The sequence below is a fragment of the Nocardia sp. NPDC005998 genome (assembly GCF_040614395.1).
Classification (GTDB): Bacteria; Actinomycetota; Actinomycetes; order Mycobacteriales; family Mycobacteriaceae; genus Nocardia.
Map to the genome: position 1 here is coordinate 65,282 of NZ_JBEXUI010000002.1, position 23,678 is coordinate 88,959.

Genomic DNA, 23,678 nt, shown 5'->3' on the forward strand with positions numbered 1-23,678 from the left:
CGCCAGACCGATGAGTGCGACCAACTCGTCATAACCGGCCCGCATCCGAATGCGCGCCGCCACCCGCGCGCACCTCGCGCATCCACACCGCGCTGTCGCGCATCCGAACGACGAGCAGCGATGGGCTCAGATCAGCGCGCCAGCCACTCTCGCCAGTGCGGACGGATGATCGCGGCCAGCTCGTCGTATCCGGCCCCACCTGGATGCGCACCGTCACCCGCACGCACCTCGCGCATCCACACCGCGCTGTCGCGCAATGGCTGATGGGCGGGGACGTAGGGGACTGCGGCGGCCGTACAGATGGCGGCGAAGCGTTCGTCGAGCCCGGCGGTCCTGGCATTGTGCTCGGCGTCATCGATGGGCGGCGGCGCGACCATCAGGACCGGCAGCCCGCGTTCGGCCGCCTGCGCGAGCAGTTGGGTCAGGTTGGCCGCCGATCGTTCGGGTGCCACGCGAGGTTGTCCATCGATCAGCGTGGCGTCGTTGACGCCGAACGAGACGACCAGGCGGGCATCGGATCCGTCGGGCAGGCGGGGCGTGCATTCGGCCTGCCAGCGGTCCAGGATCTCGGTCGAGGTCTGCCTGCGCACGCCGAGGTTGTACGCGGTGAGCGGCTGCCCGGTCGCATAGGTCTCGGCCGCCAGGCGGCCGACCCAGCCCAGGCACTGCGGATCGCCGACACCCGCGACGAACGAATCACCGATAAAGCACACGCGAAGGTCGTTCCACACCCGGCGATCTTCGCAATCGCCGAACACCGCCCGGGACCAGGTCCGGCTATCGCACCCGGGCGCGGCTGGCGGTGGTACCCGTTAGGATCGCGATGGTCGTTCGGGAGGGATTTGACGTTGACCGGGGTAGCTGAGTCCGCGGTGCCGCAGTGGTTCGCCGAGCTGTTCGCGCATCGGCGCTGGATTCGCCGGGTGGAGCCGTTTCCGCATATCTATGCCAGGGATGTGTTCGTGCCGGAGTTCTACCGGCGGCTGGCCGAGGAGTTGGCGCGGGTGCGCCGGGAGCGGCCGGAGGCATTCGGTTCGGTGGCGGCCGATTACGGTGCGGTCGGGGCCCAGTTGGCCGGGCTGCGGGACGGGCCGTTGGCGCTGTTCCTGTCCCGGGAATGGCACGATCTGATCGCCCGCGTCGCCGGCGTGGCGACAACCGGTGATGTCGAGGGATCGGTGCACCATCATCCGCCGGGCAGCCCGCGGGGGTGGCCGCACAATGATCTGAATCCGGCCTGGTTCAAGGGTCCGGCGCCCGGTCCCGATCAGGTCACGACGGTGGATCCGGAGGTGGATCTGAAGTCCGGCGCGCGGTCGCCGGAGGTCTTCGCGCGGGAGACGGTGCGCGCGGTGGCGGTGCTGTTCTATTTCGGCAATCCGGACTGGCAACCCGGCGACGGCGGCGAGACCGCGCTGTTCGACCAGCTCGGTGCGAATCCTATTCCGGCACTGACAATTCCGCCGATGGACAATTCGCTGCTGCTGTTCGAATGCACACCGCGTTCGTGGCATACCTTCGTCGGCGGCAATGCCGCGGCACGCAATAGCGTGGTGATGTGGCTGCACCGGCCGAAGGAAGATGTGGTGCGGCGTTGGGGAGGAGACAGCATTGCGCAGTGGCACTGAACGCCGGGTATGTCTGCTGACCGGAGCCGGTGGCGGACTCGGTGACGTCTTCTGCCGCGGTCTGTACACCGATTACGACATCATCGCGGTGTGCCGCAATCGCACCCCGGCGGCACCGTCGCAGCTGGAGTGGTTCGTCGACCCCCTGGCGCCGGAAATGCCGGTGCCGGAGAACGGTTCGCGAATCTTCGTGATCAAGGCGGATCTGACCGAGGCGGGTGCGATCGAGCGCGTCGTCGATCTCGCACTCGCCCGGTTCGGTCACGTCGATCTGCTGGTCAACAATGCCGCGTACAGCCGATTTCAACCGCTCGGCATCGTCGACGGCGACGCGACACTCGACCAATTCGAACCGCATTTCGCGGTCAATGTCGGTGTGCCGCTGCGGTTATCGGCCCGACTCGCGCAGCGTTGCTGGGTGCATGCCGTGGATGAGAATCGGGCACACAATCGCAATATCGTGAATGTCTCCAGCATTGCGGGCTCGCGGGTGTACCCCGGCGGACAGGCGCTCTACGCGGCGTCCAAGGCGGCGCTCAACCAGCTGACCCGGCATATCGCCGCCGAATTCGAGGAGTTCGGGGTGCGGGCGAATGCGATCGCGCCCGACAGCTTTCCCGCGGTGGTGCCCACCGAGCAGGTGGTGCGGGCGATCGTCGAACTCGACCGCGGCGATATGACGGGCGAGGTCTTCAGCGTCGGTGTCGAAGCCGAGGGCGCGGCCGGTGGGCGTCACGCACTCGGTGCGGACGCCCGCTGACCTACCGCTGACCTACGCCACCGGACTCGTCGCGCCGGTGATCTCCTCGGACATCGCCCAGAGCCGTTGCGCGAGATCCGGATCCACCGCCTGCCTGTTCCGCGGCTGCTCCAGCTCGAGCCGGTGGAAGTACTTGCCGTCGATGTCGTCCTGCGTTGTCGCCAAGTGCACCAGCGGATCCGCGCCCTTATCGGGCCGGATGAAGAAGGGCCGCGACAGCGGGGAGCGAATGAACGCGCCGAGGCCGAGCGGGGCATTGTCATAGACGTGGGTGGCGACGGCGCCGGGATGGAAGGCGGCGGTGACCAGCCCGGTGCCCTCGGTGCGGCGGGCCAACTCCCGGGTGAAGACGATATTCGCGAGCTTGGAGGTGCTGTAGGCGGCCAACTGGTTGAACGAACCGGTCGAGGCGTTGACGGTATCGAGATCCAGCTTGGCCATCCGGTAGGTCGTGCTCGCGGTATTGACGACCCGGGCCCGCGACTGCACCAACCGCTCCAGCAGCAGGCTGGTCAGCAGGAACGGCGAGAGGTGGTTGACCTGAAAGGTCAGCTCATTGCCGTCATCGGTGACGGTGCGTTTCGCCCACGCGCCGCCCGCATTATTGGCCAGCACATCGATGCGCGGATAGCGGTCGAGGAGTTGATCGGCGAGCTTGCGGACGTCGTCGAAGCGGGCGAAATCGGCGATGAACGATTCCGCGCCGACCCGCGCGGCCACCTCGGCGGTGCGCTCCGGTGCGCGCCCGACCACCGCGACCGTCGCCCCGCGCGCCACCAGCTTCGCCGCCGCCTCCGCGCCGATGCCCGAGCTGGCGCCGGTTACCACCACCGTCTTGTCCGATAGATCTTGTGCTGCCATCTACTGCCTCCTGCGCCATAGCCTGATCCGTCCTGATCTTCATCGGATCGGCGGCATTCGGCAAGGCCGTCTACTGGCCGGTAGGTCGGCGAAAACGGCGCGGTGTGTATCGTCCCCGCAGACCCTAAACCGTCGGCCCGCAACGGTACGTTTATCGACACCCCGACGACCGGCCACAGACGCGGAGAGGCGAAGGACCCACGAGATGCGAGTCGATGGGCGGGACATCCCGGTCACGGGGAGCCTGCTACAACCGCTGAGGCGGCGGACCAGTGACATCATCCGCGTGGTGCTCGCGGCCCTGTGGGTCGGCGTTGTGGTGGCCGCCTCGCTGATCACCCGGCCGGAATGGCTGGAGCTGGAGAAGTCGGTCTCGAAAATCGTCGGCTTCCTCAATCCGGACCAGTCCAATCTGGTGTATCTGGTCTACGGCATGGCGATTCTGGCGCTGCCGTTCGCGATTCTCATCGAGCTGATCATCCGCAGGCAGTGGAAGCTGCTCGCGGGCTATGCCGCGGCCGGATTGGTCGCCGGACTGCTGCTCTCGATCACCGGCACGGGATTGTCCGCGCCGCAATGGCATCTGAAGGTGCCGGACCGGCTCGATACCTTCCTATCGCAGTTCCTCGACGATCCGCGCTGGATCGCGATGCTGGCGGCGGTGCTGACCGTCTCCAGTCCTTGGCTGCCGACCCGGCCGCGGCGCTGGCTGTGGTTCCTGCTGCTGGCCTTCGCGCCGATCCATCTGGTGGTCAGCACGGTGGTGCCGGCGCGGGCCATGTTCGGACTCGCGGTCGGTTGGCTGGTCGGCGCGGTCATCGTGCTGGTGGTCGGCACACCGGCGCTGGAGGTGCCGCTGGACGCTGCGGTGCGGGTGCTGGCCGGGCGCGGACATACCGTTACCGCGTTCACCGTGGTGCATCCGGCCGGGCGCGGTCCGCTGGTGCTCGCCGCCGCCATCGACGGTCCCGAGCGCGAATTGACCGTCGAGATGTACGGCAAGAACCAGCGCAGCTTCGGTGCGCTGCGCCAGCTGTGGCGCTGGCTCACCTTCCGCACCAGCGAAACAGCGGCGCTGCACGGTTCCATGCATCGCGCCGTCGAACATCGCGCGCTGATGGCCATTGCGGCCGGCGAACTGGGTCTGGCCGCAACGGAGCAGGTCGCCGTCGCGGCGCTGGAACGCGGCTGGATGCTGTACGCGCACACCATGCCCCGGGGTACGCCGCTCGACGAGCACTCCGACGAGGTGCTCACCGGCGTCTGGAAATCGCTGGCCAAGCTGCACTGCGGCCAGATCTCGCACGGTGACCTGCGGCCGGTCGAGATCCGAATCGAGAACGGCGCCACCCTGTTCGGCGGCTTCGTCAACGCGGAGTTCGGCGCCTCGGATAAGCAACGCCAATCCGATGTCGCACAGCTGCTGGTGTCGACCTCGGCGGTCTTCGGCAAGGAAGCCGCGGTGCGCACCGCCATCGAAACCCTCGGCGAGCAGACCGTGCTGACCGCGGCGAGCCGACTCACCAAGTCCGCCATGCCCACCGGGATCAAGAAGTCGATTCCGGACTGGGCCGACGTGGTCGCCTCGGCCCGCGACGAGGTGCGCAAGCAGACCGGTCAGGACAAGATCGAGGCCGAGCAGATCACCCGGTTCAGCCGCAACCAGATCATCCAGCTGGTGCTGCTGATCGGACTCGTCTACGTCGCGTATCCGTTCATCAGCGCGGTGCCGACCTTCTTCTCCCAACTGCGCACCGCCAACTGGTGGTGGGCGCTGCTCGGCTTGGCGGTTTCCGCGCTGACGTATGTCGGTGCGGCGGCGGCACTGTGGGCCTGTGCGTCACGGCTGGTCAGCTTCCGCAATCTGGTGATCATGCAAATCGCGAATACCTTCGCCGCGACCACGACACCGGCCCGGGTCGGCGGTCTGGCACTGAGCGTGCGGTTCCTGCAGAAGGGCGGACTCGGCGCGGTGCGGGCCACCGCCGCGGTCGCATTGCAGCAGGCGGTGCAGGTGATCACCCACCTCAGCCTGTTGATCCTGTTCAGCGTGGCGGCGGGCACCTCGGCGAATCTTTCGCATTTCGTGCCCGACGCCAGCGTGCTCTATCTGGCGGCCGGTGTGGGTGTCGGCATTATCGGCACCTTCATGTTCGTGCCGAAACTGCGCCGCTGGCTGAGCAATTCGGTGCGCCCGCAGTTGCAGGAGGTGCTCGGCGAACTCGGCGATCTGGCCCGGGATCCCAAGCGCTTCTCGGTGATCGTGCTCGGCTGCGGTGCCATCACAATCGGCCAGGCGCTCGCGCTGTGGGCCAGCGTCGAGGCGTTCGGCGGTGGCGCATCGTTCATCACCGTCACCATCGTCACGATGATCGGCGGCACCCTGGCCTCGGCCGCCCCGACCCCCGGCGGGGTGGGTGCCGTCGAGGCGGCGCTGATCGGTGGTCTGGCGGCCTTCGGTCTACCCGCGACCATCGCGGTGCCTTCGGTGCTGCTCTACCGCGTGCTCACCTGCTGGCTGCCGGTGTTCTGCGGTTGGTTCACCATGCGCTGGATGACCGCGAAGGACATGATCTAGGCGTTCTTGGTCGCCACCAGGACACCGGTCGTCGGCGCGATCGCGGTGAAATCGACCGTCCCGAATCCGGCTTCCCGCAACGCTTCTCGATAGCGGCGGATATCGATGGCGGATAGCGGATCCGCCTGGTGTCCGGCCGCATGCGGGTCGTCGGTGCGCCGTGCCGCGAATCGGGACATGAGCCGGATCACCGCGGGCAGCACCAGTCCGGTCGGATGGGTATCGGCGAGCAGCAGTCTGCCGCCTGGACGGAGTACGCGGAACATCTGCGCCAGGGCCGCGGCGCGTTTGGCCTCCGGAATGTGATGCATCACGAAGGTCGAGGTCACCACATCTACCGAGGCGTCGGGCAGATTCAGCGACTGCGCCGTGCCCACCTCGAAGCGACAATGGGGCAGGGCCGCGGTGCGGGCGGTCGCGTAGTCGATCATCTCCACCGACGGGTCGATGCCGAGCACGTGACCGGACGGACCGACTCGCCGCGCGAGCGCTCGGACGAGTTGGCCCGGGCCGCAACCGATATCTACGGCCCGGTCGCCCGCGGCGGCACCGGTCAGCTCGACGAGTCGAGCGTCCAGTGCGCCGACTCGGCCGAGCAGGAAGGCCGATTTCACCACGAGATAGCCACGTGGTCTGGTGATCAGGGCGCCGATCTCGGAGTTCAGGTCAGCATGTGCGGCAGTGGACTGTTGTCTGTTTCCGGTCATGTGTTCATAATCGGACTCCGTACCCGGAACGACCAGAAGCAAAAAGCGAGATATGTTCGGTTCGGGACGGATTCGCACCATCTGTACGGGAACGTGAGGGACGAGATGACCGGCAGCACCGATCGCCGGGTTCGGCGCACCAAGAGTCTGCTCCATCGGGCCTTGATCGAGCTGATGATCGAATGCGGCTACGACCGGATCACCCTGCAGGACATCCTGAATCGCGCCGATGTCGGACGCTCCACGTTCTACGCGCACTTCCGCGACAAGGACGATCTGCTGCTGGTGAGCAGTACCGAGTACCTGCGCGCGGCGGTCGCGGATGCCGGGTCGGCGGCATACGACCCGCAGGCCCCGCATGGCTCGACACCGCTCGCGCCGCTGTACACGCTGTTCCGCCTGGCCTCGGCGAATCCCGAGGTCTACCGGGCGCTATTGGGGCGAAGGGCGACCGGTGTGCTGTTGCGCTCGACCCGGCGGATGGTGGAAGAGATTCTCACCGAACAGCTCGCGGGTCGACTGGATATGGACGACGACGAATTCGCCGTGACGGTGACCTTCCTGTCCTGGGGCGTCGTCGGCCTGCTCGGCTCGATCGCGGACGCCGATCCACCGCTGCCCGCCGCCGAGACCTACCAGCGGCTCACGGATCTGGTCGGCCCCGGCCTCGAACGCCGGGTGCGGCGACCGGCCGACCCGTCAGCCACGGAAGGCCGTCTTGCCACGGACGACAAGGCGGCCTTCGGCTGAACGGAATCAGTTGGCACGCAGGCCGATAACCAGACCGATAGCCGTCTCGGTCGCGGGCCCATCCCGGAACCGGGTCAGTGCGAACCGATCAAATCCAGTACCTGGTCGGCGGTGCGGCAACCGGCGGTGGTCAATTCGAGATTCGCCAGCGATCCGGTGTGCGTTTCGGGGTTCGCCGCGGCGACGCAGTCCGAGACCGGGTGCACGGTGAAGCCGAGATCGGTTGCGTGCCTTGCGGTTTGCTCGACCACCAGATTGGTCGCGACACCGGTCAGGAACAGCGTGTCGATGCCCTGCTCATCGAGCCATTCGGACAGCGGACAGCCCGCCAACCCGGACAGCTTCTGATTGTCGAAGACCGCGGTCGGCTGCTCGGCCATCTCCGGGATGAGCTGTGTGCCCGGCGACTCAGGCCGAAAGTCGGTCTGCGCCGCCGCCACCGAACGCATGAATCCGGTGTTGCGTACCAGCCCACCCTCGCCGACGGGAATGGTGAAGCGCAGGAATGCCACCGGCAGCCCGCGCTCGGCCGCTGCCGCGTGCAAGCGCACCGCGCGCGGCACCACACCGCTCGCCGCGACCGGCGCGGCCAGCATCGGTCCGAAGAATCCCTCGGGCCGAATCACATTCACCTGCCAGTGCAGGGCGAGGACCGCGGCGCGAATACGTGGTATCGCCATGGGGCGATCTTGACGCACCGCGGCGCCACTGTCCACGATTTCCGCACTCAGGACGAATAGTCCCTGCGCAGCTGGACTTTCACGACCTTGCCGCTGGCATTGCGCGGCAGTTCGGGCACGATCACCAGATCCTTGGGGTGCTTGTAGCGCGCCAAATTCTCGTTGAGGAACGGCGTCAGCTCGTCGAGGGTGAGCTCGGCATCCGGATCGACCAGGGCGACAACGGCAACCGGCACCTCGCCCCACTTCTCGTGCGCCCGGCCCACCACGGCGGCCTCACGGATCTTCGGATGTGCGAAGAGCGCATTCTCCACCTCGGCGCAGTAGATGTTCTCACCGCCGGAGATGATCATGTCCTTCTTGCGGTCCACCACCCAGAGGAAGCCCTCCTCATCCGCGCGGACCAGGTCACCGGAGTGGAACCAGCCACCGGCGAAGGCATCGGCGGTCGCCTCCGGCTTATTCCAATAGCCCTGCATGAGAGTCGGTCCGCGGTAGACGATTTCGCCGATCGCACCGGGGGCGACATCGTTCATCTCATCGTCGACGACGCGGGCCTGGATGGTCGGGATGGGCTTGCCGACCGAGCCGAGCTTGCGGATCGCGTCCTTGCCCTCCAGCACACAGGTGATGGGCGACATCTCGGTCTGACCGAAGACCGCGACATTGACCGCGTCCGGGAAGCAGTCGGCCATGGCGCGCAGCACGGTATCGGAGGCGGGGGCGGCACCCCAGCTGAGCATCTTCAGCGCGAGCTTGCGCTGTTTGACCGTCGGCTCCTCGCAGATCATCTGCCACTGCGCGGGCACACAAAACGCGGCGGTCGCCTGCTCGCGCTCGACGGCGTCGAGGAATTCGGTGGGATCGAATGCGCCGAGCGGATGCAGGACGGTCTTGGCACCGAGCAGGAAATACGGTGCGAGGCTGCCGAGTCCGGCGATGTGGAACAGCGGCGATGTGCAGAAGCCGATCGCATCGGGTCCCAGATCCATGGCCCGAATGCAGGTCAGCGCCTGGGCATTCATATTCGCGTGCGAGAGCACCGCACCCTTCGGGCTGCCGGTGGTGCCCGAGGTGTACATGATCAGTGCGGGGGTGTCCTCGGGGATATCGAGCGGCGCATGCGGTGTGCCGCCCTCGGCCAGCACATCGTCGTAGCCGAATACGCCGTCGGCGCTCTGGCCGCCGATCACGATGCAGGTCGCCAATTCGGGCGCCTGCCCCTGAACGGCCGTGGCCAGCGGCTGCAGCATGGTGTCGGTGACGATCGCCTTCGCGCCGGAGTCGCTGACGATATAGGCGACCTCGGGCGGGGTGAGCCGGAAGTTCACCGGGACCGCGATGGCGCCGAGTGCGTTGATGCCGAAGACGGCCTCGAGGTACTCGGGATAGTTCAGCGCCAGGAGCAGCACTCGATCACCGAAGCCGATGCCGCGCCGGGCGAGTGCGTCGGCGAACTTCAGCGAACGCTCGTGCAACTGCTGCCAGGTGGTGTCCACACCACGGAACCGCACGGCGACCGCGTCCGGACGCATCTGCGCATGCGACGCGATCTGGTTGTTCCAGTGGTTGCGCCGCGACCGCAGCGGCTCGTCGAGCGCCTGTGCACCGGTGGTCATGCCACGAACTCCTCTCGGACCGCCGAACGTGCGCCGGTCTATCCGACGGTGTCGACGGGCTGAACTGTCAGCAGAATAACAATTAACTTATTCCGCGAGCAAGATGTCAAGATAGGAATCGGCGTTAATTGCGCAAGCGTGCGGCCCGAGAGTCAAAAATGCCTTTTAACTGCATATTTCTCGGTTGTCGCAGCCACTACACGGACCGTCAGATTCCGTCTATGGGGGATGACGATGCGAATCCTGGCTTACTTACAAGTTGAACAACGCGCGATTCCCGTGTCACCATCACTGCGTAAGGGCGGACTGGCGCGCCCCGCGACGCAGAGGAGAAGCGCAGTGCTTCGTACCAGGTTCACCGAGATGTTCGGCGTCGAACACCCGATCGTGCAGGGCGGCATGATGCATGTCGGCCGGGCCGGACTCGTTGCGGCCGTTGCCAATGCGGGCGGCCTCGGCTTCATCACCGCGCTGACCCAGCCCACCCCCGATGACCTGCGCGAGGAGATCGCGCGCACCAGGGAGCTGACCGATAAGCCGTTCGGCGTCAATGTCACGATCCTGCCGTCGATCAACCCGCCGCCATATGCCGAATACGTGCAGGCGATCATCGACAGCGGCGTCAAGATCGTGGAAACCGCGGGCAGCAATCCGGAGCCCTTCCTGCCGTACTACCGGGAGGCCGGAATCAAGGTGCTGCACAAGTGCACCAGCGTGCGGCATGCGTTGAAGGCGCAGAAGATCGGCGTGGACGGCGTCAGCATCGACGGCTTCGAATGCGCGGGACATCCGGGCGAGGACGATATTCCCGGCCTGATCCTGATTCCGGCCGCCGCGCGGGTCCTCGATATTCCGATGATCGCCTCCGGCGGTATTGCCGATGCCCGCGGTCTGGTCGCCGCGCTCGCCCTCGGTGCCGACGGCGTCAATATGGGCACGCGCTTCCTGTGCACTCAGGAGTCGGCGATCGATCAGAAGGTCAAGGAGCAGATCGTCGCCAATTCCGAACTCGACACCCAGCTGATCTTCCGGACCATGCGCAATACCGCGCGCGTCGCGGATAACGAGATCAGCCGCAAGGTCGTCGAAATCGAAAAGGCCGGTGGCACTTTCGAGGATGTGCGGGATCTGGTCGCGGGCGCGCGCGGGCGCCGCGTCTTCGATGAGGGCGATCTCGACGCGGGCATCTGGTCCGCGGGCCTGGCCCAGGGCTTGATCCACGACATTCCGTCCTGCGCGGAACTCATCGACCGGATGGTGTCCGAGGCGACGGAACTGATCACCGCCCGGCTCGCCGAAACGGTCGTCGCCTAGCGGCTATTCCGCCGTCGCAGTCCATCGAGGGGTGACCGCGACCATCGGCTACCGCGCCGCCAGCGCTTCGACCGCCGCGTAGTCATGGGCCGCGACGATGTCGATGCCGTCGGGCAGTGCGTGCAGCCGGTGGATCGTGGTGAATGTGGCATCCCGGTCGGCGTCGAACAGCAGACCGGGCATGGGGGCCTTCTCGCGGATCAGCTCCACCTGCATCCGGTGCCACACCGCATCGCCCGCGAGCAGCACCCGGGTGCCGTCGTTCACCGCGAGCAGTACGCCGATGCTGCCCGGGGTATGTCCGGCGAGGTCGACGAGCAGCACCGAACCGTCGCCGAACAGGTCGAGGCTGCGCGGGAAGGTGAGCACCGGCGGACCGTCGAGTTCGAAGGTGTCGAAGGTGCGGCCACGCAGCGGCCCCGGGGCCACACCCACCGGAGCATGCGGACCGTCGAGCGCCCATGCGCGTTCGGCGGCGGGCAGTCGGATGGTCACCGCAGCCGGCAGTTCCAGCAGACCGGAAATGTGATCCCAGTGCAGATGGGTCGGGAGCACGAAATCGATGGCCTCGACGGCGATATCGCGGGCGGCGAGTGCATCGGACAGGCCGAGTACCGGCTTATCCGGGGCGACCAGCAGCGGAATCGGAAAGGGCAGCTCCGGCACGACGCGAGCGTGCACATCCGAGCACAGGGCGGGGTCGACCAGGAATCGCGCCTTCGGATGCTCGATCAGATACGCGGCCATGGTCAGCGGCAGTTCACGCAGGCTGCGCACGCCCTCCGCGACGATCGTGGTCGGCACGGCCATGCGGGCCTGCATCAGTACGGTGAGTCCGACGGTCGCCTTGGTCTGCGGCAGCGGCACCGGATCGAGTCCGGCCAGCAGTGCGGTATCGGGGCGACGCGGGCGCAGCAACCGTGCCGGGGTGGCCGCCAGTGCGGCGCAGCAGCGCAGCACGGTGGGCAGGGTCGGCGTCCGCTCGGTTCCTGATTCGGGCACGGTGTCACCGTAGGCGATCACCGCGGGCGGCGAAAGAACCAGGCAGTCAGGGAGATTCCGGACAAATCCGGACACTTCACCCGCCTGTCCTGGTCGACGGAGAGGTCTTGCTCGCGTCGATTTCTACGGCATAATCGCAGGGGGTACGGCGCGGGGGCACCCAGCCCTCGGGGCAAGGGGTAGGAGGACGGATGGGGCTTGGTCTTCCGCGCGGGCACAGTGTTGTCCCGCGGCGCGCGGCGCTACTGACCGCAGCTGTCACCGCCGTCGCCGACCTACTGGATGTCGACGCCGCCACGGTGTCCACTAGCGCGCCGTTCAGCGATCTCGGCCTCAGCTCACTGCAGCTGGCCCGGCTGACGGCACATCTGGAAGATGCCATGGGCGTCGAGGTTTCGCTTACCGCCCTATACGACCACCCGGATATCGAGCAGCTTGTCGAGCATCTCGCGATGCGATGACTACCCCGCCCACAGATCAGAAAGGCCAGCCCGCTTCCATCCAGCCCTATCCGCCGGTATCGATCGTGGGAATCGGCTGCCGGGTGCCCGGCGCGGCTGGAGTGACCGAATTCTGGCGCATGCTGCTGGCGGGCCGGGATGCCACCGGCGCACCGCCGCCCGGGCGGCTCGGCATGCGCCGCGCCGGATACCTCCCGGATATCGACGCGTTCGATAACGACTGGTTCGCCATCTCCGGCCGGGAGGCCGCGCTAATGGATCCGCAGCAACGGCTGGCACTCGAGGTCGCGGTCGAGGCCATCGACGATGCCGGAATCGGCTACCGCACCAGGGGTTCCGGGGCCGCGGTGGTATTCGGCGCCTGCGCCTTCGATCACGGCATCGCGGTGCTCGGCCGGGGCGGGCACGATGCGCCGTACGCGGTGACCGGTTCGGCGCTCAGCATTATCGCCAACCGGCTCTCCTATGTCCTCGACCTGCACGGACCGAGTCTGGTGGTGGACAGCGCGTGCTCGTCCTCGCTGGCGGCGGTGGATCTCGCGATGCGTCTGCTCGCCGATGACGCGGTGCCCTTGGCGATCGTCGGCGGGGTCCAGCTCACGCTGCTGCCGCATACCTCCGAGTACCTGGCCGACAGTGGATTCCTCGCGCCGGACGGGCGCAGTAAACCATTCGACGCCGCGGCGGACGGGTATTCCCGCAGTGACGGCTGCACCGTGGTGGTGTTGCGGCGCACCGCGGATGCGTTGCGGGACGGGCAGCGGGTGTACGCGGAAATCCTCGGCGCGGCGGTCGGGTCGGACGGGCGATCCAATGGTCTGTACGCGCCGAATGGTCGCGCCCAGCAGGACACCATTCGGACCGCATGGGCCAGGGCCGGACTCGAACCGCGCGATAGCGGTTACATCGAATGCCATGGCACCGGAACGCCTTTGGGTGATGCGGTGGAGGTCGGCGCACTCGCGGCCGTGGTCGGGGACGGCGCCGAGCCGACCTGGATCGGCTCGATCAAATCCAATATCGGCCATCTGGAGGCGGCGGCCGGTGTCACCGGAATGGTCAAGGCGGCGCTGTCCATCCGGCACGGTGTGATCGCCCCGACCATCAACTTCCACACCGAGAATCCGCTGTTGCGGCTTGCCGAGCAGGGTCTGCGGGTGCCGACCGAGCCGATCGACTGGACCGCGACGCCGGTGGGTGCGCGGTGCGCAGGGGTCAGCTCATTCGGATTCGGTGGGACGAATGCGCACGTGGTGTTGCGCGGGATCGAACCCGAGCGGTATCGGGGTTATGAACCGCCCGTGCTGATTCCGGTCACCGGCCGCGATATCGCGGAACTGCGGACGCGGGCACAGCAGTGGGCTGAGTTGCTCGATGGTGCCGACGCGCACCTCGGCGTGGACTCCGATGCCGGCGCCATTGACACAGGGCAGGGCGATACCGACATCCTTCGGCAATTCGCCTCTGCCACATCGCGATTGATACCCGAACTCGCCCGCGCCGCGATTCTGGCCCACGATCGCGGCGACGCGGCGACTCAGTTGCGCGCACTCGCGGACGGCGCCTCCGGTGCGGGAGTGATCGGCACGAGTTCGGTGCGGCGACGGGGTGGGATGCTGTTCCTGTTCTCCGGGCAGGGCGGTCAGCACGCCAGAATGGGACGGGCACTGGCGGCTCGCTATCCGGTATTCGCCAAGGCGCTGACCGACGCCGCGGATGCGATTGTCGCGGCGGGCGGAGCACGGGTGTGGACGCCGCGCAATGGATTCGCGCTCGGCAGTGCGTCGGCGAGCAATGGCACCGGCGCCACGGAACTCGTGCAACCGGCGATCTTCGCATTTCAGGTGGCACTGGCCGAATTGCTCGCCGCATGGGGCATCGAGGCGGATGCGGTGGTCGGGCACAGTCTCGGTGAGGTCGCCGGTGCGGCCGTGAGTGGTGCGTTATCGCTTGCGGACGCGGCGCGAGTCGCGGTGCAGCGCAGCCGGATTCTGGCGCGGCTCGATGGACACGGCGCCATGGCGCTGCTGGAGGCGACACCGGATGAGGCGGCGCGGCTGGTGGAGCCGCTGCATGCGACCGTCGCGATCGCGGCGATCAATGGCCCGCGTTCGGTGGTGATCTCCGGTGCGCCGCGCTATATCGACGCGCTGATCCGGCGCGCCGGGCGGCGAAAGATGTTCGCGCAGCGCATCGCCGTCGACTTCGCCGCACACAGTCCACAGGTCGGCGCGCTACTTCCGGAATTCGTCGACGCGCTCGCCGCACTCACCGCGCGGGTGCCATCCGTGCCGGTCTACTCCACGGCGCGCCCAGGTGAAACCATCACCACGGCCGCGATGGATGCCGACTACTGGGCCGAAAATGCCTCGGGGACCGTTGAACTGGCGGCGGCACTGGAACTAGCCGCGCAGGACGGTTTCACATCGGTACTGGAAATCGCCCCACATCCCGTGCTGATACCCGCGATTCGGGAATACCCCGATTTCGCCGATGCGACCCATGCGGCCACCAAGCGCGACGACGAGGCCGCAGCCTTCCTGACCTGCGTCGCCGAACTCTACCTCGAAGGCCGACAGGTGAACTGGGCCGCGAGCGGACCATTCACAGCGGCACCGCCACAGCGGCAGTGGGTCAAACGCCAGTTCCCGCTGGTCACCACACTCGATACCAGGGCTGCTGGATACCGGGGCACCGCAATCGGTCCCGGTGTCAACGGAGGCACCTCTACCAGCACCGGTACCAACCAGAGCATCGCTAGCGGATCCGGCATCAAAGGCGGCACAACCTCTAGCCGCGGTACCGACTACGGCACCACTTCCGGTCCCAATATCAACAGCGGCACAACTTCGGGTGCTGATTCCAACCACAGCACCGCTAGCGGATCCGGTATCGACGGCGGCACAACCTCCAGCCGCAGTGTCGACTACGGCACCACTTCCGGTCCCAATATCAACAGCGGCACAACTTCGGGCGCTGATTCCAACCACAGCACCACAAACAGCCCTGGTGCCAGCAGGACGACATTCGGCCGCGACACCAACGACGGAACCACTTCCAGCACCGATACCAACCACAGCACCACAAACAGCCCTGGTGCCAGCGGCACGACATCCGGCCGCGACACCAACGACGGAACCACTTCCAGCACCGGATCCAACTACAGCACGGCTAACGACCCCGGTGTCGACTACGGCATCACTTCCGGCCTCAGTGTCAACAGCGACACCAGTTCGGGCGCTGATTCCAACCACAGCACCACAACCGGCCCCCGTGTCTACGACGGCATCGCTTCGGCCACTGGTGTCGACGACGGCACCACCGCTGGCCCGCGGATCAACAACAGCCTCGGGATCAACGGCAGCACCACGGCAGGTCCCGCCGTCAGACACGGCATTGCTACAGATATCGACCATCGCACCGTTGGCGATTCGGGTACCGCCGGTATCCGTGTCGCAGACCAGCGAGCTGCCAGCGGTGTGCGCGCATCCGACGTGGTCCTCGCCGAATCCGAGTTCCCTGCAGATGATCTCGACGATCATGTGGTGCAGGGTGTACCGACGGTCCCGGCGGTCTTCTGGCTGCGCAGGTTGCTCGAGCTGGCTCGGGCCGGGCATATATCGACTGCGATCGCTGATTTCATGGTGCACGATCGAACCGATCTGGCGGCGCTGTCGGCGGTCACCTACCGGAACACCGGTGGTGGGAAGCTACAGGCGGAGGTCACAGGCGCCGGGACGCTGGCTTCGGCACGGCTGGCCGGTGACCCCACACCCGGGGATATCGTCGCATGGATGCGGGTGGTCGACGCAAATCGAGCCGCGCGCAGAAGGATGCGGATGCTCGCGCCCGCCGATTTGTACGACTCGTTGCGCGCACATCACCTCGAATACGGTCCCGGCTTCCGTACGCTGCGCGGCATCGAGACCGGTCCCGATTGTGCGGTGGGCTCGTTCGCCGCCGCACCCCACGACGGCGCATCACCGCACCGCTCGGCGATCCTGGACGGCTGCCTGCACCTGCTCGCCGCCGCGGGCCACGACCACCTGCCCGACAATGCCGTCGCACTGCCGATCGGCATCGAATCCGCCTGGCTTTCTGCCGAACCGGAGCTGGTGCTGCTGGAAGCCCACGCGTTCGTTCGTGATCGATCGCCCCATGGGCTGACCGGCGACATTATCGGCACCGATCAGCACGGGGTTCCGGTGCTCGCACTGTCGGGTGTGCAGATCCGTTTCGCGACCTTGCCGCTGCGGCCCGAATCGAGCACACGCGTCGGCCCGTTCCGCCACGAAGCGTGGATACCGTTCGAGATCCACGATTCGTCCGATGGCAACGGTGACCGAGTCCAGCGCCACCCTGAACCGCAGCATGCCCTGGTGATCGGCGAATCCCCGCTCGCGGTCCGGCTGGCCAGGGCGCTCGACCGCACACTGCCCACCGAACGGGTCGCCCGCGAACCGGATGCCGCCGGGCCGATCGTCTCCGCCGTCCTCGCCGCCCGCACCGGCTCTGCCCGCACCGCGGTGGTCGTGGTCTGGCCCACCGGATTCGGCGCGCCCCCCGAATCCGACCGTCACGGACACACGAACAGCATCGTGACCACCACCGCGCGCATACTCGATCTGCTGCAACGCGTCCAATCCGAAGACGCCACCGCATCCTTGACGATCGTGCTCCCGCATGACGGTTCCGACCACCCGCTCGACGACCACACAGCATCGTCGGCAAACCGCCAGCTCGGGCCGACATCGCCGGACTTTCGACGGGCTTCCCGCCCGAAAACCGCGACCGCTCCGCCCGCTTCCCCGTCTGCAGCGCGGCGCCCGACACCATCCTCGCCGGGCACCGTGCCGATGGCCGTGGCCGGACTGGTTCGCTCGATGCAGCTAGAATCCGGCCGCGAGGTGCGGCTGCTGTGGACCGATGCAGCGGAAACCGCGGTGCCCCGCCTATGCGACCTCATCGTCCACGCGGCCACGGCGGCAGCCACCGCGCCTGCGCTTCCCGATGAACTCCGCATCACCGGCGGTGCCGTCGCCGCACGCCGTTTCGTACCCGCCCGTCCCCGGTCGGCCACCCCGATATCCATCGATCCCAATGGCACCTACGTGGTCACCGGTGGCCTGGGTGCGCTCGGTTCGGTCGTGGTGCGCTGGCTACTCGATGCCGGTGCCCATGACGTGGTGGTGCTCACCCGCGCGCCCCGCCCGGTGCCCGCGATCTTGGATGGACTCGAGGATCGAATCGTCGTGATGCGCTGCGACGCCGCCGACCGCAGCGATCTCGCCAACGCCCTCGATGATGTCCGGGAATGCGGATCCACCATCCGTGGCGTCATCCACGCCGCGGGAGCACTCGAGGATGCCGCCTTCGAGGCCGTCACCGCAGGTCAGCTCGCCCGGATGTTCGCGCCGAAACTGATTGCCGCTGGCCACCTCATCGAACTCACCGCCACCGACCCGACCGACTTCGTCCTGCTGTTCTCCTCGGCCACCGGCACATTCGGCGCGCCGGGTCAGGCCGCGTACGCCAGTGCCAATGCCGCGATGGACGCACTCGCCCGCGCATATCCGGGTCGGCGCGTGCTGAGCATCGGCTGGGGAATCTGGGATTCGGGACTCGCCGCGGCCGCGGGTGGCGCGGCACATTTGCGACGCGCTGGAATCTCGGCATTCGATATCCCGCGGGGCACCGAATTGTTCGCTCAGACAATGCACTACGACCAGCCGTACCTGCTCGCGGTCGATTACGTACCGACGACGGATTCGACTCCGGTCGCCATCCGCCTGCGCAACCTGCTCACCGATCAGCCGACGACACCGGCATCGACGAATCCGGCACCCCCGCAACACCATCCGGTCGAACCGCTCACCACGACCATCCGCACCGTGCTGGCCGCCACCCTCGACCTGACCTCCGAACATCTCGATCCCGAAGCCGATTTCAATGAATTGGGCCTGAGTTCCCTGCTCGGCATTCAGATGCGCCGCCACCTCGAATCCCGGCTCAATATCCGGATCTCCACCGCCGAACTATTCCAACACCCCACCATCACCGCACTCGGTGCCGCACTGGCCGAACGCATCGCCGCGAAATCCGCTGAACTGCCGTGACTTCGCCGCACACCACACCGCCCCGCAATGCACTGGCCGCCCGAATCGCCGAATGGGCACGGACAAAGCCCAACAGCTCCGCCTATACCGAGTTGCGCTATCACGGACAGCACTGCGAGCCGGTCACGCTGACCTACCGGCAACTGCACGCCGCAGCGGGTGCTCTAGCCCAAAGACTCAGGGCGACCAGCGATCCCGGCGACCGAGTGGCAATCCTCTGCGCCCACGGAATCGACTACGCCGTCGCCTTTCTCGCTTGTCTATACAGCAATCGCATTGCCGTACCGCTGTTCCCACCCACCGGAGGCAGAAATCGGTCCCGGCTCGACGGGGTACTCGCCGATGCCTGCCCAGCCCTCAGCCTGATCTCGGCCGCCGACACCACTACCGGCGATATCTTCGGGCGAGCATTGGGTCGGGTGCTGGAGGTCGAGCCGGATGCCACCGCATCAGCCGACCCGATTGTCGATGCCATCCGAACGGATCCGGCCTACCTGCAGTACACCTCCGGCTCGACCAAGGCCCCGGCCGGAGTTGAGGTGACGCACGCGAATCTCGCCGCGGCACTGGATCAATTGTGGACGGCGGTACCGGCGGTACGCACCAAACCGATCGTGTCCTGGTTGCCGTTCTTCCACGATATGGGTCTGGTGCTGGCCCTTTCGCTACCGCTCTACGCGGGCGTACCCGGCGTGACAATGGCGCCCGCCGAATTCGTCAAGCGCCCCATCCGCTGGCTGCGTGCGCTCAGCGACTACCACGCAGGTACCACCGGCTGCCCCAATTTCGGCTTGGCCCTCGCGGTCTCGGCCACCACCGCCGAGGAACGCGCCGATTTGGACCTATCCGCACTCGACGCGCTGCTCAACGGCGCGGAACCGATCCGAGCCGAGGTGCTGACCGCCTTCACCGAAACCTTCGCCGCCAATGGCTTCCGGCATCACGCCCACACTCCGGGATTCGGTCTGGCCGAGGCCACACTTCCGGTCACCATCTGCGGTGTGCTCGATGAGCCCGTCTCGCACCGCTTCGATCGGGTGGCCTTGGCGCAGGGCACCGCACAACCCGCACGCACCGGTATACCGCTCGTCGGCTGCGGCATTCCCGCTGGCCAGCAGGTCGCGGTGGTGGAGCCGACCGAACGGATCGAGGTGGTGACGGGCACGGTCGGCGAAATCTGGGTCCGCGGCCCCAATGTCTGCGCCGGGTACTACAACAATCCGGACGCGACCGCGGCGAGTTTCGGCGCCACGCTGTCCGGCAGCCACGAATCCTGGCTGCGCACCGGCGATCTCGGCTTCTGGTACGAGGGCCAACTCTATGTCGCGGGCCGACTCAAGGATCTCATCGTCATCGACGGCCGCAACCACTATCCGGCCGATATCGAGACCACCGTGGCCGACTGCGCGCCCGAGGTGCGGGCCGGGCATGTGACCGCATTCGGACACGATGACGGTCGCCGCGAGGATCTGGTGGTGGTCGCCGAACTCGTCGATCCGGCGGCCGGATCAGCGGAGGTGGCCGCATTGGGCCGCCGGATCCGCAATGCCATCGCGACCGCACACGAGGTGACTCCCGGCGACATCGTCCTGGTGCAGCCGGGCCGGATCCCCAAGACCACCAGCGGCAAACTGCGCCGCGGCGAATGCCGGGCACTCTACGGCGCTGGCCACCTGACCCGGCCCGAGCACTGCGGAAACACCCCGCCGATGTCCCCCTGATCGGGTGCGTCGAGCGCGATGATGGGCGCCATGTCGACCGAAATCCTCCCCGTGACATGGAAAGACCAGCCCGATGAGCACGACTATCCGGCGGCCGCCGACTATCTGGAACTGCTCGCCGGACCGGATATCGTCGATGCGGTTGTCGCGGATCTGCGCACCGCCCCGATCGTGCACAAGAAGGCCAAGGACATCCTGCGAGCGGCCCGACTCGAGTTGGTCTCGCCCGAAAATCCGTATGTCCGGCGCGATCTCATCAAGATCAACAATCGTAAGTCGCTCTCGCCGATCCTGCTGGTGCGCGGCGACTTCCGCACCGAGGTCCCGATGGTGATCGCCGACGGCTACCACCGGGTCTGCGCGGTCCACTGGGCCGATGAGAATATCGCCATTCCGGCGAAGATTGCCGCCATGCCGCGATGACCTTCTCCACCCTCGCCCTGGTCATCACGCTCGGACTGTGCGGCCCGCTGCTCGCACTGCGGCAGGCCTGGCATATACCGGTGATCCTCGGCGAACTGTCCGCTGGCATCATCTTCGGCACCACCGGATTCGGCATTCTGCACGCCACCGACCCCCTGTTCGCCTTCCTCGCCGATATGGGTTTCGCGCTCGTCATGTTCGTGGCGGGCAGCCATGTTCCGGTGCGTGATCCGGCCGTCCGTTCCGCACTGCGCAGGGGCGCGATCCGGGCGGTGCTGGTCGGATCGCTCGCCACCGCGGCCGGTTTCGGCATTGCCCGCTGGTTCGATACCGGACACGGCGCGGTCTACGCGGTGCTGATGGCGTCCTCATCGGCGGCACTGGTGCTGCCCATTGTCGATTCGCTCGGTCTGCAGGGTAATCCCGTGCTGGCCCTGACCGCTCAGGTGGCAATCGCCGATATCGCCTGCGTGGTGGCGCTGCCGCTGGTGATCGATCCCGGCAACGCAGGTCGCGCGGCACTCGGCGCCATCGCGGTCGCGGCAGCCGCCACCGTGCTGTTCGTGGTGCTGCGACAGCTGGAACTATCGGGTACGCGGCGGCGGGTGCATCGGTTGTCCGAGGATCGCGGGTTCGCATTGGAACTGCGGGTCAGCCTCGCGGTGCTGTTCGCCCTGTGCGCGTTGGCAACCCGAACCCATGTGTCGATCATGCTCGCCGGATTCGCCGCCGGACTGGCGGTCGCCGGGGTCGGCGAGCCGCGACGAGTCGCCCGCCAACTCTTCGCCATCAGTGACGGCTTTCTCGGTCCGCTGTTCTTCGTCTGGCTGGGTGCCCGGCTCAACCTGCGTGAGTTCGGCGACCACCCTCGGCTCATCGTGCTCGGTCTGGCTCTCGGCATCGGTGCGGTTCTCGCGCACCTCACGACCCGCATCGCCGGACAGCCGATCGCATTCGGCACCTTGGCCGCGGCGCAGGTCGGCGTCCCGGTCGCCGCCGTCACGGTCGGCTCGCAACTGCACGTCCTGGTGCCGGGCGAGGCATCGGCCATGATGCTCGGCGCACTGTGCACCATCGCCGCGGCGGCGCTCGCGGCCAGCCGAATCGCGGCCGCGACCACCCGCGCAAAGTAACGCCGCAACCATCAGCTCGCCCAGGCGACAACCGATTTCGCGAACCTGGATATCAGCCGCTGGATCAAGCCGCGGCGGCACCAACGAATGAGGCTCAACCCTCGGTGCGACCCAGCAGACGATCGGTCTCGCGGCGCTCCCGTTTGGTCGGCCGACCCGACCCACGATCGCGGCGCGGCACGACCGCCAGAATCTCCCGGGACGGTGGCGGCGGACTGCGATCGATCAAGCACTGTGCGGCGATCGGCGGGCCGACGCGCTTGACGACGATGCGCTCGACAATGACGATCCGCTCGATACCGCCGACGCGAATCCGCACCTCATCACCCGGGCGAACATGCTGGGCCGGTTTGGCCGCAACACCGTTCACCCGGACATGTCCGCCGCGGCAGGCCTCCGCGGCAGCGGACCTGGTCTTGAAAAGACGCACCGCCCACGTCCACGAGTCCACACGGGCCTGTGTCGGGGCGGTGTTCTTGGTAGTCGGTTGGGCGGGTGCCACCCTTAGACCATACGGCGTGCCGTCACAACCATGTCGGGGCGCAGCGGGGTGTAGGACACCGGCTGGCCGGACTGGACCGCATTGAGCAGCTTGCCGTCGCCCGCGTACAGGCCGACGTGGCCGCCACCGTTGGTCACGACGATATCGCCGGGCTGCAGGTTCTCGAAGGCGACCGGCGCACCGACGTGCGACTGTTCGAAGCTGGTACGCGGCAGTTCGATTCCGGCCTGACGGTAGGCCCACTGGACCAGACCCGAGCAGTCGAAGCTGAACGGACCCGAGGCACCCCAGGAGTACTGGGCGCCGACCTTGGACTTGGCGGCGTCCAGCGCGACGTCACTGGCGGTGTTGTGGTGGAACATCTGCGGAATACCCGGGGTGAAGAAGCCGGGGACGTTCGGCACGCCGGCCTCAGGGGCGGTCTGCGGCGCAGGCGCGGCGGGCATCGAGGCCAGCGCCTGGGTGAGCTGCTGCCCCAGATCCTGGGCCTGCTGTTCGAATTCCTGCGGAACCGGGACGTCGAAATCACCGATACCGGGGATGTTGATGGTGGCTGCCATCGCGGGGATCGCGGGCATCGCACCGGTAGATGCGGCCACTGCTCCCATGACGAGCGCACCCTTGACTGAATTCGGGAGCCGCGATTCCCGCTGCAAGCTGTGTTTACCCACCGAGCCGTATCTCCGATCTTTCTGCTCTCCCGCCGACCGGGTCAGCTGTCGGTTCGGACCGGCAGATCGGCCCCAACTCCCAGTTGAATCTCTGGGTCCCGGTACGACGGCCGGGATCATTGGTCCCGACAGCCGTTTTGGCGGTGACTCAGTGGCGCCGCTTCTCTGACGAACCGACAGACTCCACTAAGTCACGAAGAGATTACGACCCGGACGCGATGTTGTCCAGCGCACAGCACAGGTTGTTCTCGGATGATCGAAAAACCCCAGGACGAGCGGCCGGAGTCGGAAAACTTCCGGATGGTCACAACTCGGTATCGGCGGCGCGACGCGAGTTATCGAATCGGGAGTGCCGACCGGATCAGACACCGCGCCCACGGGATTCGGCGCCGACTACTCCTCGGCCGGGCCGCCGCGCTGCGCCAGCGCACGCTCGAGTTCATCGATGCGGCGCCGCGCATCGGCCAAGCCGACCTCGAGCTGCCCCAGTGCCATCACCAGCGGCCCGACCGCGAGATCGGCGACGAGTTGCGGATCGTCATAGCCACGCTCGATCGCGACCAGAATGTTGGAGCGGATGCGTTCGGCCACGGTGGCCCCGACCGGAACGTTCCACGATTCGACCACTTCGGCGGTGGTCGCGGGAGTCGATTCCTCGGACATGCCCCTCCGTTCCATCCGGTACTGGACGGTATACCGAACCGCAACCAGCGTAGAGACTTTCGTGGCGATAGCAATAGTGCAATAACTAC

19 protein-coding genes are annotated in these 23,678 nt (G+C 66.9%); 10 read left to right on the forward strand and 9 right to left on the reverse strand.

The annotated features are described in order from the left end of the window. Positions 1-131 precede the first annotated feature (131 nt). Entirely contained in the window at positions 132-731 is a 600-nt protein-coding gene (locus ABZ293_RS03935; RefSeq protein WP_355177208.1) for a GDSL-type esterase/lipase family protein, read from the reverse strand. A gap of 117 nt (positions 732-848) precedes the next feature. Between ABZ293_RS03935 and ABZ293_RS03940 the strand changes: the two genes are divergently transcribed. Beyond that, the gene (locus ABZ293_RS03940) at positions 849-1,628 is read left to right on the forward strand and encodes a 2OG-Fe(II) oxygenase family protein (protein WP_355177209.1); all 780 of its coding nucleotides are present in this window, start codon (positions 849-851) and stop codon (positions 1,626-1,628) included. Next, positions 1,612-2,388, forward strand: coding sequence for an SDR family oxidoreductase (locus ABZ293_RS03945; protein ID WP_355177210.1), 777 nt, complete (start codon positions 1,612-1,614; stop codon positions 2,386-2,388). Before ABZ293_RS03940 ends, ABZ293_RS03945 begins: the two co-directional genes overlap by 17 nt. A gap of 12 nt (positions 2,389-2,400) precedes the next feature. Here ABZ293_RS03945 and ABZ293_RS03950 read toward each other — a convergent pair whose 3' ends face one another. Next, positions 2,401-3,249: an SDR family NAD(P)-dependent oxidoreductase gene (locus ABZ293_RS03950; RefSeq protein WP_355177211.1), complete on the reverse strand. Its 849-nt coding sequence runs from the start codon at positions 3,247-3,249 to the stop codon at positions 2,401-2,403. Positions 3,250-3,454: 205 nt separating this feature from the next. Between ABZ293_RS03950 and ABZ293_RS03955 the strand changes: the two genes are divergently transcribed. Beyond that, complete coding sequence (locus ABZ293_RS03955; RefSeq protein ID WP_355177212.1) at positions 3,455-5,827, forward strand: lysylphosphatidylglycerol synthase transmembrane domain-containing protein; 2,373 nt, start codon at positions 3,455-3,457, stop codon at positions 5,825-5,827. Here the strand turns inward: ABZ293_RS03955 and ABZ293_RS03960 are convergent. Continuing rightward, positions 5,824-6,534, reverse strand: a complete 711-nt coding sequence (locus tag ABZ293_RS03960; protein WP_355177213.1) for a methyltransferase domain-containing protein — start codon at positions 6,532-6,534, stop codon at positions 5,824-5,826. The two genes, ABZ293_RS03955 and ABZ293_RS03960, sit on opposite strands and share 4 nt — an antisense overlap. Positions 6,535-6,639: 105 nt before the next feature. Here ABZ293_RS03960 and ABZ293_RS03965 point away from each other — a divergent pair, with 105 nt between their 5' ends. Continuing rightward, positions 6,640-7,284 carry a TetR/AcrR family transcriptional regulator gene (locus ABZ293_RS03965; protein WP_355177214.1) on the forward strand — a complete coding sequence of 215 codons (645 nt, stop codon included), beginning with the start codon at positions 6,640-6,642 and terminating at the stop codon, positions 7,282-7,284. 74 nt (positions 7,285-7,358) lie between these two features. Here the strand turns inward: ABZ293_RS03965 and ABZ293_RS03970 are convergent, their stop codons facing one another. Further along, positions 7,359-7,964: a cysteine hydrolase gene (locus ABZ293_RS03970; RefSeq protein ID WP_355177215.1), complete on the reverse strand. Its 606-nt coding sequence runs from the start codon at positions 7,962-7,964 to the stop codon at positions 7,359-7,361. A 47-nt stretch (positions 7,965-8,011) separates the two neighbouring features. Further along, complete coding sequence (gene fadD5, locus ABZ293_RS03975) at positions 8,012-9,583, reverse strand: fatty-acid--CoA ligase FadD5 (RefSeq protein WP_355177216.1); 1,572 nt, start codon at positions 9,581-9,583, stop codon at positions 8,012-8,014. Between the two features lie 339 nt (positions 9,584-9,922). Between fadD5 and ABZ293_RS03980 the strand changes: the two genes are divergently transcribed. Then, a complete protein-coding gene (locus tag ABZ293_RS03980; protein ID WP_355177217.1) occupies positions 9,923-10,897 on the forward strand; it encodes a nitronate monooxygenase family protein in 975 nt (324 codons plus the stop codon). Positions 10,898-10,945: 48 nt separating this feature from the next. On the opposite strand, the gene ABZ293_RS03985 is transcribed toward ABZ293_RS03980, so the two are convergent. After that, positions 10,946-11,899 carry an MBL fold metallo-hydrolase gene (locus ABZ293_RS03985; RefSeq protein ID WP_355177218.1) on the reverse strand — a complete coding sequence of 318 codons (954 nt, stop codon included), beginning with the start codon at positions 11,897-11,899 and terminating at the stop codon, positions 10,946-10,948. Between the two features lie 191 nt (positions 11,900-12,090). Between ABZ293_RS03985 and ABZ293_RS03990 the strand changes: the two genes are divergently transcribed. Genes ABZ293_RS03990 through ABZ293_RS04010 form a run of 5 tightly spaced genes read left to right on the forward strand, consistent with a single transcriptional unit; the run spans position 12,091 to position 21,753 of the window. Next, entirely contained in the window at positions 12,091-12,360 is a 270-nt protein-coding gene (locus tag ABZ293_RS03990) for an acyl carrier protein (RefSeq protein ID WP_355177219.1), read from the forward strand. Beyond that, positions 12,357-18,476 (forward strand): SDR family NAD(P)-dependent oxidoreductase, encoded by a 6,120-nt coding sequence (locus ABZ293_RS03995; RefSeq protein ID WP_355177220.1) that lies wholly within the window; start codon positions 12,357-12,359, stop codon positions 18,474-18,476. The genes ABZ293_RS03990 and ABZ293_RS03995 overlap by 4 nt, the downstream gene beginning before the upstream one ends. After that, a complete protein-coding gene (locus ABZ293_RS04000; protein ID WP_355177221.1) occupies positions 18,473-20,197 on the forward strand; it encodes a fatty acyl-AMP ligase in 1,725 nt (574 codons plus the stop codon). The genes ABZ293_RS03995 and ABZ293_RS04000 overlap by 4 nt, the downstream gene beginning before the upstream one ends. 30 nt (positions 20,198-20,227) lie before the next feature. Continuing rightward, positions 20,228-20,620, forward strand: coding sequence for a hypothetical protein (locus tag ABZ293_RS04005; protein ID WP_355177222.1), 393 nt, complete (start codon positions 20,228-20,230; stop codon positions 20,618-20,620). Next, positions 20,617-21,753, forward strand: coding sequence for a cation:proton antiporter (locus ABZ293_RS04010; RefSeq protein WP_355177223.1), 1,137 nt, complete (start codon positions 20,617-20,619; stop codon positions 21,751-21,753). Before ABZ293_RS04005 ends, ABZ293_RS04010 begins: the two co-directional genes overlap by 4 nt. Positions 21,754-21,847: 94 nt before the next feature. Here ABZ293_RS04010 and ABZ293_RS04015 read toward each other — a convergent pair whose 3' ends face one another. From ABZ293_RS04015 to ABZ293_RS04025, 3 genes are all read right to left on the reverse strand, one after another. Continuing rightward, positions 21,848-22,255 carry an RNA-binding S4 domain-containing protein gene (locus tag ABZ293_RS04015; RefSeq protein WP_355177224.1) on the reverse strand — a complete coding sequence of 136 codons (408 nt, stop codon included), beginning with the start codon at positions 22,253-22,255 and terminating at the stop codon, positions 21,848-21,850. A gap of 2 nt (positions 22,256-22,257) precedes the next feature. Further along, complete coding sequence (locus ABZ293_RS04020; RefSeq protein ID WP_355177225.1) at positions 22,258-22,863, reverse strand: NlpC/P60 family protein; 606 nt, start codon at positions 22,861-22,863, stop codon at positions 22,258-22,260. Between the two features lie 456 nt (positions 22,864-23,319). Then, positions 23,320-23,589 carry a hypothetical protein gene (locus tag ABZ293_RS04025; RefSeq protein ID WP_355177226.1) on the reverse strand — a complete coding sequence of 90 codons (270 nt, stop codon included), beginning with the start codon at positions 23,587-23,589 and terminating at the stop codon, positions 23,320-23,322. Positions 23,590-23,678 lie beyond the last annotated feature (89 nt).